Genomic DNA, 13866 nt, shown 5'->3' with positions numbered 1-13866 from the left:
GCGTTGTGAGTAGTGTCTGAAAACGACTGAAATTATCCGGTTTTGTCGCATTTGATATAAAAAATTAATAAAAATCATACGGAAATTTGCAAGGATATGATTAGTATCTGCTTAGTTTTAGGCTTGAATATTCAATCTCGGGTATTTGAATATTAGGAATTTACAAAAAAAATGAACAAAAAAGTTGTGGTGGGTCTTTGTTTGCTTTTCACGAGTCAATGGGCGTGTGCGCTAGATCTTGTGCAAGCTTATGAACGTGCAAAACAAGAAGACCCCAATTGGCAAGCCAATAAACTACAATATGAAGCGGATAAATTGAATTTGGGGATTGCCAATGGGAACTTACTCCCGACGGTAACAATCTCCGGAAATGTGACCCGAAAAAATCAAAATTCCAACCAAAGCGGCGCTCAAGCCGGGCTGATCATGCCAGACAGCACCACAACAAGACAAATTGCGCTTACTGCTCGTCAGCCCATTTTTCGTTGGGATGCATGGGAAGGGCTGAAGCAAGTCAAGACCTCGATTAATTTAAGTGAAATTAATCTGCGGATTCAAAAACAAGATCATATTTTAAATGTCTCTGAAGCTTATTTTAATGTCCTACGTCAGCAAGCATTGACGGTTGCCAACTTACAAGAAGAACAGGCGCTATCGGAACAGCTGCGCATGATGAATGCTAAATTAAAAGAAGGTTTGGTGGCAAAAAGTGATGTCAGTGAAGCCAATGCACAATATCAAAATGCTCGGGCCAACCGCATGGCGACTAATGTTCAATTGGTTTTGGCGCAGGAACAATTACAACAGTTGATTGGGCCATATCGAGAAAATTTGGCGGTGTTACGTGAAGATTTTCAGTTTGAAAAACCGATTCCAAACAATGTACAAGCGTGGGAAGAACTGGCTCAGGAGCAGAACCTAGGCATTTTACAAGCGCGTATGCAACAACGTTATGCGGAAGATGGCAAACGCATCGAAAAAGCTGCTTTATATCCTCAGATTGAAGCGGTAGGGACCTATGGTTATAACAAGCAAAGTCCACAATCCATCATGTCGCAAGATGGTCAATTTGATCAGGTGGGGATTGAAATGAACTGGAATGTGTTTAATGGTGGACGGACACAGAAATCCATTAAGCAAGCGGCGATCAATGTTGAAAAAAGCCAAGCACAGGTGGATGCAGCAATTCGAAAAGCACAAACCGATGTAAAAAAATCTTATATGCAAGTCGAAACGGATCAAAGTAAATTACAGGCACGTAAAGCTGCAATGGATTCTTCCGCGCAAGTGTCTTTGGCCTCACAAGCTCAGTACCAAGAAGGTCTGAAAACCATGGTTGATGTGCTGCTGGCACAGCGTAATGCCTTTTCAGCCCGTCAAGATTATCTGAATTCTAAGTACGATTATTTAATTCATGTTCTACAACTTAAAGCCTCAGTTGGGAAATTAACGGAAGCTGATTTAGTGGAAATGAATGCGTGGTTGGTCGATCAGAAAAATCAGCCATCGATCTTACTAAAGAAATAGGCCATGGTCATAAAAGTTTCACAATCAATATGCTTTAATATGGCACTAAAATCTGCCGATTCACGTTGTAGTGGAGACTCGCTTTGCCTAATAATCCTGTTTTAAACCATCATATTTCTTCGCAATTCAATGAAGAATTGCAGGATGTGCATACCAAATTTATGACCATGGGTGGTTTGGTGGAGCAGCAGGTTGCAAATGCCATTCATGCCTTATTGGATACGGATGCAACGATGGCGATCGATGTTCAATTTCAAGACAATACGGTGAACCGTATGGAAACTGAAATTGATGAAGCGCTTACCCTGATTTTGGCGCGCCGTCATCCTGCTGCGATTGATCTACGCATGGTGATTGCGATGTCGAAAGCCAACACCGATTTAGAACGGATTGGTGATGAAGCGGCAAAAATTGCCCGTATTGCACAAAGCTTGTGTGAAGAGGGTGGTTCACCGCGTGGTTATATGGAAACACGTCATATTGGCAACCAAGTCCGCGTGATGATTCATGATGCGCTTGATGCCTTTGCACGTTTGGATGTAGATCAGGCTTTACGTGTCCTTTTGGCCGATGCTGATATTGACCGCGAGTACCAATCGGCAACCCGTACCCTCATGACGTATATGATAGAAGATCCACGTCACATTACTCGGGTCATGAATGTACTTTGGGTGCTGCGTTCACTTGAACGTATTGGTGACCATGCTCGAAATATCTCTGAACAAGTGATTTATATGGTGAAAGGTCTAGATGTCCGTCACACCAGTGTTGAAGAAATTGAGCAAAAAGTTCAGCGTTAATTGAATAAAACAAATATGAACGAAGCCCATCAAACGATGGGCTTTTTTCGGTCTAAAATTAACTATGTGTTTCTTCGTCTTCCTCAAAAGTCCGGGCAATTTTGTCAATATTCAAACTTTTTGCCATCGCATCGAAGATTTGCTTATAAGCACCTTCTTGATGGTACAAATCATGATGCTCCCCGTGTTCTACGATTTGTCCGTCTTTCATCACATAGGTGTAATCAGCATCGATAATTTGCGACAAACTATGCGAAATCATGATGACGGTACGCCCTTGCTTAATTTGATCCAGACTATTTTTAATTTGTTCAGCAGCGATCGCATCTAAACTAGCCGTCGGTTCGTCCAAGAAAATAATCGGCGGATTTTTCAAGAACATGCGTGCCAAGGCAATGCGCTGTTGCTGTCCACCTGAGAGCAGTAAAGCATCGGCTTCATAGGCATGCGGCAGTTTTAAGATCTGATCATGGATCGAGGCTTTCCGTGCTGCATCGAAGACTTCTTGCTCTGTAGCTGTACTTTTGCCATAGCGAATATTTTCAAAAATTGAACCTGGGAAAATATGATTTTTTTGCAATACCAAACCAATATTTTCACGTAAATACTGTGTATCAATCTGTTCTAAATCGATGCCATCGAGTTTGATATTGCCCGCTTGAGGATGATAAAACTTATCCAGTAAGCTAATTAATGTCGATTTTCCAGCGCCAGATAAACCAACCAAGGCGGTAATTTTATTTGGTTGGATGGTCATATTGATACGGTGCAATGCCTGAAAACCATTGGGATAGCTAAAGTCGACATTGCTTAATTCAAACTGACCTTGAATCGGAGGTTGAGCAGTGCCACTGGTTTCAATTTCATGATCCGCTTCTAAGATGTTAAAGAAGCTTTCCGAATAAATCATCGCAGAGTTAATTTCATCATAGATACGATGCAGCGAGCGAATCGGGGCAGAGACATTATTAAATAACAACACGTGATACATAATCATCCCGATACTCATTTGCCCATCCAAAACAAAATAGGCCGTCAGAATGATGATCAGCACTACACCGACCTGTTCAATAAAGGTTTTGAGTCCGTCAAAGATATAACTGGTTTGCCGTGTCTGCATCTGGTTTTCAGTCAGCGACTTTTGCAGATTTAATTGCTTTTTCGATTCGACGGCTTCTTTGTTAAAAGATTTAATGACCGTTATCGAGTTGATAATACTCAGAATACCCTGATTTTTCTTTTCAAAATTATCGCGTAGGGCACGGCGTTTGCCTGCCAGTTTTTGTGATTGTTTGAAAGTTAGCCAAAAATAAATCGGCACAATAATTGTGGCCACCACGCCAACCCAAACATTGGCATAATACATTAAGCCCAGTGCAATAATCGCACTGGTAAAAAGCGGTAAAATATCAATAAAAAAGATTTGAACTAGTCGTGTGAGCGAGCTGACACCCCGATCAATTCGAGTTTGGAGCTTACCTGCTTGGTTGTCTTGTTGATCGAAGAATGCCAATCGATAGGTGATAAATTTTTCAATAATGCCTTGGGACAAATCCTGAGAAATTAAAATACGTAACTTTTCACCAAACGATTTTTGTCCAAATTGCACGATGGCATTGATGACTTCTTTTCCCAGTAAAACTACGGTGATGGTGATTAATATATGCCAACCATTGGCTAGACCGAGGCCTTGCTGTAAAAGCTGATTGATGCTGTCTACGGCATATTTGAGTGTCAGGGCATTCACCTGTGCCGTGAGTGAGCCAATTAAGGTCAAGATCAGCGTCACGACCACCAGCCAGCGGTATGGCTGTACGAATGGACGTAATTTTTGGAAAAGCTGCCACAGGTTCATAAGCAATTATTTTTATTGTGAATATGAGCTTTAGTCTAAGACTGAAAATTCTATGCGACAAGTAATGGCAATGTTTTGATTTGTGACGAGAGTTTTTCGGCTAAGATATTTTTTAAATGTGCTCACGACATCAGCATCACGCTGCTGTGCCAAACAGTGTTGAGTTGAACGGATGAATTTTGAATTATTTACGCCTGAACCGCATGCAAATCTGTTGCCCTATAATGGTGAAGTTGAAGATTATGGATTGATCTTCAATGCTGAAGACAGTGAAAAATATTTACGCTATTTCCTCACGCAGTTGGCTTGGCAGCATGATGAAGTCATTTTGCATGGACAGTATTTTCAAACGGAACGAAAAGTGGTTTGGTATGGAGATGCTCATTATGAGTATCACTATTCAGGCATGCAAAAGCAGGCATTGATCTGGAATCCAGCTTTACTGCGCTTAAAGAAATATATTGAGCAACGGGTGGGTCAGACGTTTAATTCCTGTTTGGCCAATTTATACGAAAATGGTACGCAAGCGGTGGGGTGGCATAGTGATGATGAGCCATCTTTGCTTTCACCCACACAGCAGGTGGTGATCGCATCTTTGAGTTTTGGCGCAAGCCGAAAGTTTTGCTTTAAACATAAAAGCACTCAAGAGAAAGTACAGCTTTTACTGCAAAGTGGACAGTTGATTGTGATGCGTGGGCAAACCCAACGGTATTGGAAACATGCCCTAATGAAGTCGATGAAAGTGACCGAGCCGAGGGTGAATTTAACCTTTCGTTATTTCTATGATCAACAGCCGTAAAAAAAGCCCATATCTAGATGAGCTTTTTTCTTTCTCTGAGGAAGAGTATAGCGACAATCAACTGAAATCATGGAACACATGGTTGAGATGACTGCTAAAGAACAATAATCATATTATGATAATTTATCTAATATTTATAATTAATAAATTCAATTAATAATATAAATTTATCAGATTAATTAAATATCATCTTTACAACATTGCATCAGTTGTGTGCAAACTGATCAGATTTAAATGGCGTCCGATTCTTCCATCATACTGCTGTATTTTTTCTCAATACGCGCTGTACAGTCTTGCATCATTTCTACGACTTTTTGAAAATTCATAAATTCAAAACGATTTTTAGACGCCAATAGGGTCAAAGCAAGCGGGGGTTCTTTACTGGAAAATTTAATCGGAATCGATAGGCTCGACATATTCGGGTCAACTTCACCATTGGAAAAATAATAACCCTGCTTTTTAATCTTTTTCATTTGCTGCATAAATTCTTCTTCATTATGCGCAAAACCAACTTGAGATAATTCGTCCGCAAAACGGTGGTAATAATCTAAAATCCGTTGCTTAGGTAACTGCGACAAAATCACTTTAGATGATGAGCCTTTGTACATTGGACGTGGGCTACCTCGACCATATGCCAAGGCAGTATAGTCCTTATACAGTTCATGATGTACATCAATACATGAGTCGATATTCAGATGCGTCAATAAGCAACAAGACTCTGTGCGTTCCACAATTTCTTTCATGAAGGGAATGCTAATTTGCACCAATGGATCGGTGGTGCGAGAAATAAAATCAAGCACAGCAATTTTTGAACCCAGTGTGTAATCGCCAGAAGTCCCACTGAGGCGCTGCAATAATTCAGCAGAAACCAGTTCTTTTAAATAGCGATAGCTCGTTGGTTTAGATAAGCCTAATTCTTCACTAATAATGTCGACATTGATGATGGGACGAGCAACTGAAAATAAGTCGAGTACGGTGAGAATTTTACCAAAACTGGAAAGCGCCATAAGAACCTGCTTGGTCACAATAAAAATGAATCGTTAAGTTACTTTATAACAAATTGCTTGGCCTGATGTTGCGCTTTTCTACACTGGAAATGAAACAAATCTGAAATATCACAGGGTTTCTTGGGTTATTCTGATAAAAGCATAATAAAAAATTGAAATACGCATTTAAAATATAGGTCAATTATCAAAATAAGATATTAATATTGACTTTAATTTGTTTTTTTAGCAAAATTGTTTTGAAAATATCTTATATTGAATAAATATTGCCCATTCTTTCGATGCGCAGGCAATGTTGCACACTACTTTTTGTATTCAAATGGTTTGAAACACGATTTGAATCGCTTCTTTACTTATTGAAATTTCTAGTCATTCCTGTGCCGTGATACAGGTTGTGCTGTCGAATGTTTAAGCATTCGATACGAGGCCGTTTTCACTAAAAAGAAGCAAACCGACGAGATCAATCATGCTGCTGACGATACAAATACTCGCTTTTCGGCCCAATAAAATGGACTGGATTTTTGCGACCAAAACGTTCATCGCGGGCATGTTGGCATTGTATGTGGCCTTTGTACTGAATTTGGCTTATCCGATTTGGGCAATTGGCACCGTTTTCGTGATCGCGAATCCATATTCAGGGATGACATCTTCAAAAAGTTTGTATCGTGTATTAGGGACGTTCTTAGGGGCGGCCGTGTCGGTGGTGGCACTGCCACATCTTATTCATATGCCTGTACTGTTTACGGTTTTTTTGGCGGTTTGGGTTGGGTTTTGCCTGTATTTGTCACTGCTAGACCGTACGCCTCGTAGTTATGTTTCCATGTTGGCGGGTTATACCACGGTCATTATCTGTTTTAACGTGGTGTATTTTATTGATACTGCTTCGATTTTCGATATGGCCTTGGGGCGTTTTCTCGAAATTACGGTGGGTGTGGTGTGTAGTGCCATCGTGACCACGACATTATTTCCAATGCATATTGGTCCTGCAGTCGAAACACGGGTGAGTAAAACCTTTGCCGATACCAAAGAAATTTTTGATCAGATTTTATTAGAGCCCGCCGAACTAGAAAATTATTCAAAAAACCTCGGCAATATTGCACGAGATATCGCGGATATACATGTCATGGCGGTGCATTTGTCTTATGAAAAATCCACCTTAAAAGGTATGACACGTCCATTGCAGGAAATCTTGCATCAGTTGAGTTTGTTGGTCAGTAACTTGGTGGCCATGTCTGAGCGGATGAAACAATTAGACGGTCTGGACACACATTATCGGACGGCACTCAAGCAAGCCCATGAACATATTGCCGCGTTTTTATTAGATCAACATCAGATTGAGGAAAGTGAACTCAATCAGTTGCCTGAACAGTTTGAGCAAGATTTTCAACACATTCAGGTACAGGCATTGCCATCACAGCAGGTAATTTTGGGTAGTCTAAAAATGGATATTCGCCATTTTATTCAGAATATTCGTGCGATTCGCTTGCTTTGGCAGCGGGTGCAGCAAGGCGACTCCACTTTACCAGCCACACTGACCGCCTTGGGCAATAGTCATTATCCGACTTTGCACCGAGATGCGGGGGTTGCTATTCGTGGAGGAGTGTCTGCGTGTCTGATTATTTTAATTTCCACGGGTTTTTGGATCGTTAGTGGTTGGAAAGCTGGATTTATGATGGCTGAAATGGCTGCGATCAGTGCCTGTATTTTAACGGCAATGGATAACCCTGTTCCTGCATTGAAAATGTTTATTCGCGCGAATATGTATGCAGCGGTCGTGGTCTTTATCTACGCCTATGGCATTTTCCCGCATGTGACCGCCTTTTGGCAGTTGATCGTGGTGTTAGCACCGTTTGTGATGTTCTGTCTGATGCTGTTTTTACATCCACCTTTGATAGGAATTAGCTTGCCATTACTGATGGGGGCGATTATGGGGCTGAATATTCAAAACCGCTTTAGCCTCGATCAGGTGTTTTTCTTTGACGCATCGATTGGGACGATTTTGGGACCCATTATTTCGGTGTTTATTATTCATCTAGTGCGTGCAATGTCACCAGATATGACGGCCCAACGCATCCTTTCTCAGCACTATAAGGCACTGCGTCAGGCTTTATATCTGCCGTATGGCTTACCGTTTCGGGTGCATTTACGCAGTATGTTGGACCGAATCGGCATCCTAAACAGCAAAATGGTGCAATCAGGGAACTTGAAACAACAGATCGAGTGGGCTTTGGTGGAAGCCAGTGCGGTGATTGATTTGACCCGCTTGCAAGAACTCATGAATAAACTCGATCCGAATGAAGCACTGGTCAGCGAACTCGAAGAGTTACAACAAGATTTAGATGACTATTTTCGGGCCATGGAACAAGGGCAAAAGAATGTGTATATGAGCTTGAAACAGCAAATTGTAGAGCGAATTCAACGATTGAATCAGGCCGTTCAGGGTGTTGAAAACGACGATGTTATGCATCGAATTCAGTATTCACTGAACAATATTCAAAGCAGTTTGTGTCATGTCCTAACACAGCAAACACCAGATAATTTACAGGTCGAGGCACAACATGGGTGAGCTAAATGTGTATGGCGTCTATGTGCCCATTCTATTGATTCAAGCGGTATTGGCCTATCTGTTATTACGGGTCATCATGCGTTTGCTTGACCGATGGATGGCGCCAGATTGGGTGCCGATGCCCAATATTTTTTATTTGGGTGTATTTGTGATGTTGCTTTGGCTGGTGCATGAAATCTTTATTTTCTGCCAGTTCTAAGCCCCTAAAAAATGAAATGATTGAGGTAATCGTATGACCCATTTGAATGTCCGAAAATATGTTCGGCCTGTATTGTTGATAATCGTGCTATGTGGCGCATTACTTGCGCTGAAACATATTTGGGACTACTACAATTCGGAACCATGGACGCGTGATGGACGGGTACGTGGTGACGTGATTCAAGTGTCATCGGATGTTTCAGGTTTGGTCACAGACGTTTTAGTTCAAGACAACCAACAAGTGAAAAAAGGCCAAGTGCTGTTTCGTATAGATGTGGCACGTCAAGCTTTGGATGTTGAGCAAGCCAAATCTGACTTGGCGAAAGCCAAAGCAGGACTGGCAGGGGCTGAAGCGCAGCTTGCTGAAGCTAAAGCCAATCTAGTGAAGTCACAAGCCAATATTAATCTTGCAGATAAAAATGCAAATCGTTATGCAAGTTTGATGGACGGTGCGATTTCAAAACAAGAACAAGATCAAATGTTTGCAGTGCGTGATCAATCACATGCAGAGCATGAGCAAACTCAGGCAGCGATTGAACAAGCCAAAGCCAGTGTGGTGCAGCAAAAAGCCCTAATTGAAGCAGCGAATAGCAGTTTGCATTTGGCTGAGTTGAATTTAAAACGTTCGGAAGTGGTTGCACCAACAGATGGAACTTTGTCTAACTTTGAACTCAAAGCAGGGAATTACGTCAAAGTAGGCCAAGCCGTAGCGGCTTTAATTGATCGTCAACAATTGTATGTTGTGGGATATTTTGAAGAAACCAAACTGGATAAAATCTATGTTGGCGCACCTGCAACAATCCAACTGATGGGAAGTTCTGAAGTTTATAAAGGCCATGTACAAGGCGTTGCCACAGGGATTGAAGACCGTGAACGTACGTCGACTGATGGTTTGCTTGCTAATGTTAATCCAACCTTTAGTTGGGTCCGTTTGGCACAGCGTGTACCAGTGAAAATTGTACTGGATGAAGTGCCGCATGATCAGTTGGCTTTTGTCGCGGGTCGAACCACTACGATTCATATTGTGGATAAAAACTAAGTTATCCCCAATCATTTCATTTGCGCAGCATTGAGTGATCAATCTTGCGCATAAAAAAGCATCCTCTTTTGGATGCTTTTTTATTTGCCTGTTTGTTGAAAGCGCTTAAGGTTTTAGCCCGACTGGATTTCGATACCAACTTTCAATAAACAATGCTGCAGCAAGGCTGTCGGCAGAAAGATTCTTCGCACGGCCTTGGGCTTGATAATGATCTAATTCATCACGCGCTTCACGTGTCGTTAAGCGTTCATCGACCATCAAGGTTTCAATATTGGTTTGGTGGCGAAGGCGTCGTGCAAATTTACGCGCACGTGTGGAGAGTTCAGATTCGCTATCATCCATATTGAGCGGTAGACCTACGATGAACAAATCCGGCTGATACTGTTTCACAATCTTGAGTAGATTATCCCAATTGGGAATGCCATCTTTCATGGGAAAGAGTGGTAGGGGATTTGCACTTTCAATCAAGGCTTGTCCCACAGCTATTCCTGTTTTTTGTGTGCCAAAGTCAAAGGCCATAATCATTTGATATTGTGGTAAATCAGGCATGTCCAATCTCAGATGATAACCACGTGCGGTCTACGCCCATTTTTTTATAGGCAGCGTCCCAGCGGTCGTCATAAGGTAAGTTAAATATTAAATCCATGTCTGAGTCACAAATGAGCCAATCACCCCGAGCAATTTCTTCTTCTAATTGGCTTTTACCCCAACTGGCATAGCCTAGAGCCACCTGATAACGACCAACACCTTCATTGTGTGCAATCGCATCTAAAATATCTTTAGACGTGGTAATGCAGACATTTTCACCTACAGCAATAGACGAATGCCATGTCGGTTGACCTGTATGAAGAACAAAACCTGCCTCTGGGCGCAAAGGACCACCTTGCAACACTTCATGAGGATGCACATTATCTGCCTCAATTTCCAAATCATTCAAGAGTTCTTTGATCTGCAAGCCCGAAGGACGATTAATAATGATGCCTTGAGCGCCATCTTCATCATGTCGCGCTAAATAAATCACCGTATTGGCAAAGAATTCATCGTTCATTTCGGGTGGAGCAATCAGGCAGCGGTGTGTGAGGTATTGTTTAGTCACCTAATGGCTTCTCCTTATTGGGGTAAGTTTGATTCTTGGGGGGAATTGCATTCGAATAACGTTGTATTTATCAACATACTAGACTCACAAGTTTTCAACAATGAGTTTTTCTGCAAATTCAATATTTGTCATGCTCGACCAGTGAGGGACATGCTAAAAATCTTCATCGTTCAGGCGGGTCTGCAATGTGGTGAATTGTGAAGCGATGATTGGTGATTTGAACAACAGCAATACAAAAGTGAGGAGAAGATATACGTGATGGATGATAAGGATTGCTTAAAATAGCAGGATAAACTGAGGGTAAAACAATGACACATTTTTCAAAAATAATAGGGATGGCACTCTGTGCAAGCCTACCTATTTCAGGCTTTGCAGGAAGCGCTGACTTACAAAAACATGAATCTCAGCTGATTAAAAAATATAAAAACTTAAATTTTTATGAGGTCAATGAAGCGATAGAACGTGAAATTGTGGATGTCATTGCGGCAGATCCGAGCAGTTTTCACTACGGATTTACGCAACTCGAAAAGCAAGGTTTTGTTCATGTGCAATATTCGCCAGATAAAAAACTTAAATTTTATAGTTTTGATGTGTCTGGCGGAGGCACCATGGGGGAGTGGAGCAGCTATGTGCAATATGCAACGGGAAAAACGCAACATTTAGATCAATTTGACTCAGGCTATATCAATCAAATTTTGCCGGTCAACATCCAAAATAAAACCGTATATTTGGTGAAGAGTTATTATAAAGGTGATAATTGTAGTGGACTGCATCATCTAAGAGCTGTTGAAGTTGGGCCAAAGCAATTACTAAAATCCTATGTATTTAAAACCAAGCAAAAAAACCTGCATGAAATTTCAGTCGATTATGATTGCCACTACGATCAAGACAGAAGCTCCAGTCAAAACTATTTAAAAGTTGGTCCTAAACATGTGGATGTGATGTTATTAAATGAAAACTATCAGCCACAACAGAAGTACTTACGTTATAGCTTGGGCTCAAAAGGCTTTGTCTATCAAGGCATTATTAAATAGAAGTCGTAATTAAATAGAAGTTGTATCACAAGTGATAAAAAAAGCCTTAGTCAAAGTGAACTAAGGCTTTTTTATTTAAGACATTTACGGTGATTTAGCTGTGCTGAAACTTTAATTGTCGTAATTGTTTTGCGTGTTGTAAGGTCGTTTGACTAATCTCCACACCACCGGTCATTCGAGCCAGCTCTTGAATCCGATCATCTTCTTCTAATTCGATAATGGTACTGCTTGCAGGATCCGTTTGACGTTTTTTCACCAAGAGATGTTGGTCAGATTGGGCAGCGACTTGGGCTTGGTGAGTAATACATAAAATTTGAACATGCTGCGCAAGGTCTGCCAATAAACGCCCCACAATTTCCGCTGTACCCCCACTGATCCCAACATCAATTTCATCAAAGACCAAGACTTCCGATTCAGTTTTTTCAGCATTCATCACTTGCATGACTAAGGCAATACGAGATAATTCACCACCCGATGCCACGCGTGCTAGAGGCTGAGCAGGAATCCCTTTGTTGGCTGTGAATAACAGCTGAATAAAGCTTAAACCTTCACTCGAAACATGTTCAAGCGGTTCAAATTTAAATTCAAAATGCGCTTCAGGCAGAGCCAGTTGTTTGACTTGTTCAGTTAATTGTTTAGCCAATGGCGTAGCAGCATCTCGGCGTATTTGATCCAAGTGCTCGGCTTTGGAAATGAAGTCTTGATGAGACACTTCCACTTGTTCTGCCAACGTTTCAGGATCTTCCAGCTGATGCAGTTGCTCTAACTCAAGTTGCCACGCTTCGTATTCTTGTTTTAAATCTTCAGGCTGAGTACGATATTTACGCGCTAAGCGATGAAAAACTTCCAGTTTGGTATTTAATTCGTCCATACGTTCAGGATCGAAACTTTGACGATCAATAAACTGACGTAAATTTGCGGTGGCATCTTCAATTTCACTTTGAGCGTTCAGTAGCGACGTATAAATTTCAGAAAGTTGTTCACTACGTCCTGCATGTGATTCAATTCGACGAATGATCGCGCCCATTTCTTGATTGATATTTTGCTCGGCGTCATCGAGGGCATTTAGACCATAGCTACAATCCTGCATGATATGTTCATGATGACTGAGACGGTCAAATTCTTGCTCGATTTCTTTGTAGTCCGTTTGCACAAGGTCTTCAAGTTCTTCCAATTGAAGTTCAAGCGTTTCTATCCGTTGCTTACGTGTGGCTTGGGCGTCGAGTGCTGCTTGGTGCTGTCGAATGTCCTTTTGCCACTTGCTATAGGCATCACGAACGGCTTGAGCCGGCTGATAAAAATTGTAATAGCGATCTAGCCAATGTTTTGGATAGGGCGGTTCTAAGAGTTGTTGTTGGCTGTGTTGGCTATAGAGTTGTACCAATAAGCGGCCAATTTCTTTTAACTCAGATAAGCTGCTCGGACGTCCATTAATCCATGCTTTGCTGCGACCTGTTGCAAAAATCACGCGACGTAAATGAATTTCTCCAGACTCATCATCCAGCTCATGTTCTTTGAGCCACAGTGCTTCAGGACTGTACTCTTGGTAGCTAAAGGTCGCTGTCACATCGGCTTTGTCTGATCCATAGCGCACATAGTTGGTGTCTGTTCGTTCACCTAAACATGCTGATAGTGCGTCTAGCAGCAAAGATTTACCAGCACCTGTTTCACCCGTCAGGACGTTAAAGCCTTGTTCAATGTCGATGGCTAAATGGTCGGCTAATGCAAAATTGATCAGAGTTAAATGTGTCAGCATAAACGCATCCGAGCTGCGAAAAGTTCTAGTTAAAGATAATTAAGTTTTGTTTTGGTCACAAGATAAGTTTTATTTTAAGATGACGAAAAACCTCATAATTCTATCCTAAATTTCAGTTTAATAAGAAATTAGTTTCGTATCTGCCGTAAGCACGCAGTGTAGTGATGCAAAGAGTAAATGATCTTGCATAAC

At 41.4% G+C, this 13866-nt stretch carries 12 protein-coding genes; 7 read left to right on the top strand and 5 right to left on the bottom strand.

Annotated features, from left to right (window positions below):
• Positions 1-171 precede the first annotated feature (171 nt).
• On the top strand, positions 172-1527 hold the full coding sequence (locus tag G0029_RS14560; protein ID WP_180106782.1) for a TolC family outer membrane protein: 1356 nt from the start codon (positions 172-174) through the stop codon (positions 1525-1527).
• Between the two features lie 83 nt (positions 1528-1610).
• A complete protein-coding gene (gene phoU, locus G0029_RS14555) occupies positions 1611-2327 on the top strand; it encodes a phosphate signaling complex protein PhoU (protein ID WP_078189433.1) in 717 nt (238 codons plus the stop codon).
• Positions 2328-2385: 58 nt separating this feature from the next.
• Here the strand turns inward: phoU and G0029_RS14550 are convergent, their stop codons facing one another.
• Positions 2386-4182 carry an ABC transporter ATP-binding protein gene (locus G0029_RS14550; RefSeq protein WP_078189432.1) on the bottom strand — a complete coding sequence of 599 codons (1797 nt, stop codon included), beginning with the start codon at positions 4180-4182 and terminating at the stop codon, positions 2386-2388.
• 172 nt (positions 4183-4354) lie between these two features.
• Here G0029_RS14550 and G0029_RS14545 point away from each other — a divergent pair, with 172 nt between their 5' ends.
• Positions 4355-4981: an alpha-ketoglutarate-dependent dioxygenase AlkB family protein gene (locus tag G0029_RS14545; protein WP_180109850.1), complete on the top strand. Its 627-nt coding sequence runs from the start codon at positions 4355-4357 to the stop codon at positions 4979-4981.
• A gap of 230 nt (positions 4982-5211) precedes the next feature.
• Here the strand turns inward: G0029_RS14545 and G0029_RS14540 are convergent, their stop codons facing one another.
• Complete coding sequence (locus tag G0029_RS14540) at positions 5212-5988, bottom strand: IclR family transcriptional regulator (protein WP_180024252.1); 777 nt, start codon at positions 5986-5988, stop codon at positions 5212-5214.
• A gap of 463 nt (positions 5989-6451) precedes the next feature.
• On the opposite strand from G0029_RS14540, the gene G0029_RS14535 reads away from it, so the two are divergent.
• Genes G0029_RS14535 through G0029_RS14525 form a run of 3 tightly spaced genes read left to right on the top strand, consistent with a single transcriptional unit; the run spans position 6452 to position 9788 of the window.
• Entirely contained in the window at positions 6452-8551 is a 2100-nt protein-coding gene (locus G0029_RS14535; RefSeq protein WP_180106784.1) for an FUSC family protein, read from the top strand.
• Positions 8544-8750 (top strand): DUF1656 domain-containing protein, encoded by a 207-nt coding sequence (locus G0029_RS14530; protein WP_078189428.1) that lies wholly within the window; start codon positions 8544-8546, stop codon positions 8748-8750. Before G0029_RS14535 ends, G0029_RS14530 begins: the two co-directional genes overlap by 8 nt.
• Before the next feature lie 33 nt (positions 8751-8783).
• On the top strand, positions 8784-9788 hold the full coding sequence (locus G0029_RS14525; protein WP_180106786.1) for an HlyD family secretion protein: 1005 nt from the start codon (positions 8784-8786) through the stop codon (positions 9786-9788).
• Positions 9789-9893: 105 nt separating this feature from the next.
• Here G0029_RS14525 and ruvX read toward each other — a convergent pair whose 3' ends face one another.
• On the bottom strand, positions 9894-10337 hold the full coding sequence (gene ruvX, locus G0029_RS14520; protein WP_111884874.1) for a Holliday junction resolvase RuvX: 444 nt from the start codon (positions 10335-10337) through the stop codon (positions 9894-9896).
• A complete protein-coding gene (locus G0029_RS14515; protein WP_180022050.1) occupies positions 10330-10884 on the bottom strand; it encodes a YqgE/AlgH family protein in 555 nt (184 codons plus the stop codon). Before G0029_RS14515 ends, ruvX begins: the two co-directional genes overlap by 8 nt.
• 308 nt (positions 10885-11192) lie before the next feature.
• Between G0029_RS14515 and G0029_RS14510 the strand changes: the two genes are divergently transcribed.
• Complete coding sequence (locus tag G0029_RS14510) at positions 11193-11918, top strand: hypothetical protein (RefSeq protein WP_180106788.1); 726 nt, start codon at positions 11193-11195, stop codon at positions 11916-11918.
• A gap of 94 nt (positions 11919-12012) precedes the next feature.
• Here G0029_RS14510 and recN read toward each other — a convergent pair whose 3' ends face one another.
• Complete coding sequence (gene recN, locus G0029_RS14505) at positions 12013-13674, bottom strand: DNA repair protein RecN (RefSeq protein ID WP_111884877.1); 1662 nt, start codon at positions 13672-13674, stop codon at positions 12013-12015.
• Positions 13675-13866: the final 192 nt, after the last annotated feature.

It is taken from the genome of Acinetobacter sp. YH12138 (assembly GCF_015218525.1).
GTDB lineage: Bacteria > Pseudomonadota > Gammaproteobacteria > Pseudomonadales > Moraxellaceae > Acinetobacter > Acinetobacter amyesii.
Note: the sequence above shows the minus strand (reverse complement) of the source record. Positions and strands in the feature narration are given on the sequence as shown.

What these genes read in the sequence shown, in the direction of transcription:
- G0029_RS14560 (WP_180106782.1), top strand. Translation starts at nt 172, where the DNA reads ATGAACAAAAAAGTTGTGGTGGGTCTTTGTTTGCTTTTCACGAGTCAA.
- G0029_RS14550 (WP_078189432.1), bottom strand. Translation starts at nt 4,182, where the DNA reads ATGAACCTGTGGCAGCTTTTCCAAAAATTACGTCCATTCGTACAGCCA.
- G0029_RS14545 (WP_180109850.1), top strand. Translation starts at nt 4,355, where the DNA reads ATGAATTTTGAATTATTTACGCCTGAACCGCATGCAAATCTGTTGCCC.
- G0029_RS14540 (WP_180024252.1), bottom strand. Translation starts at nt 5,988, where the DNA reads ATGGCGCTTTCCAGTTTTGGTAAAATTCTCACCGTACTCGACTTATTT.
- G0029_RS14535 (WP_180106784.1), top strand. Translation starts at nt 6,452, where the DNA reads ATGCTGCTGACGATACAAATACTCGCTTTTCGGCCCAATAAAATGGAC.
- G0029_RS14530 (WP_078189428.1), top strand. Translation starts at nt 8,544, where the DNA reads ATGGGTGAGCTAAATGTGTATGGCGTCTATGTGCCCATTCTATTGATT.
- G0029_RS14525 (WP_180106786.1), top strand. Translation starts at nt 8,784, where the DNA reads ATGACCCATTTGAATGTCCGAAAATATGTTCGGCCTGTATTGTTGATA.
- ruvX (WP_111884874.1), bottom strand. Translation starts at nt 10,337, where the DNA reads ATGCCTGATTTACCACAATATCAAATGATTATGGCCTTTGACTTTGGC.
- G0029_RS14510 (WP_180106788.1), top strand. Translation starts at nt 11,193, where the DNA reads ATGACACATTTTTCAAAAATAATAGGGATGGCACTCTGTGCAAGCCTA.
- recN (WP_111884877.1), bottom strand. Translation starts at nt 13,674, where the DNA reads ATGCTGACACATTTAACTCTGATCAATTTTGCATTAGCCGACCATTTA.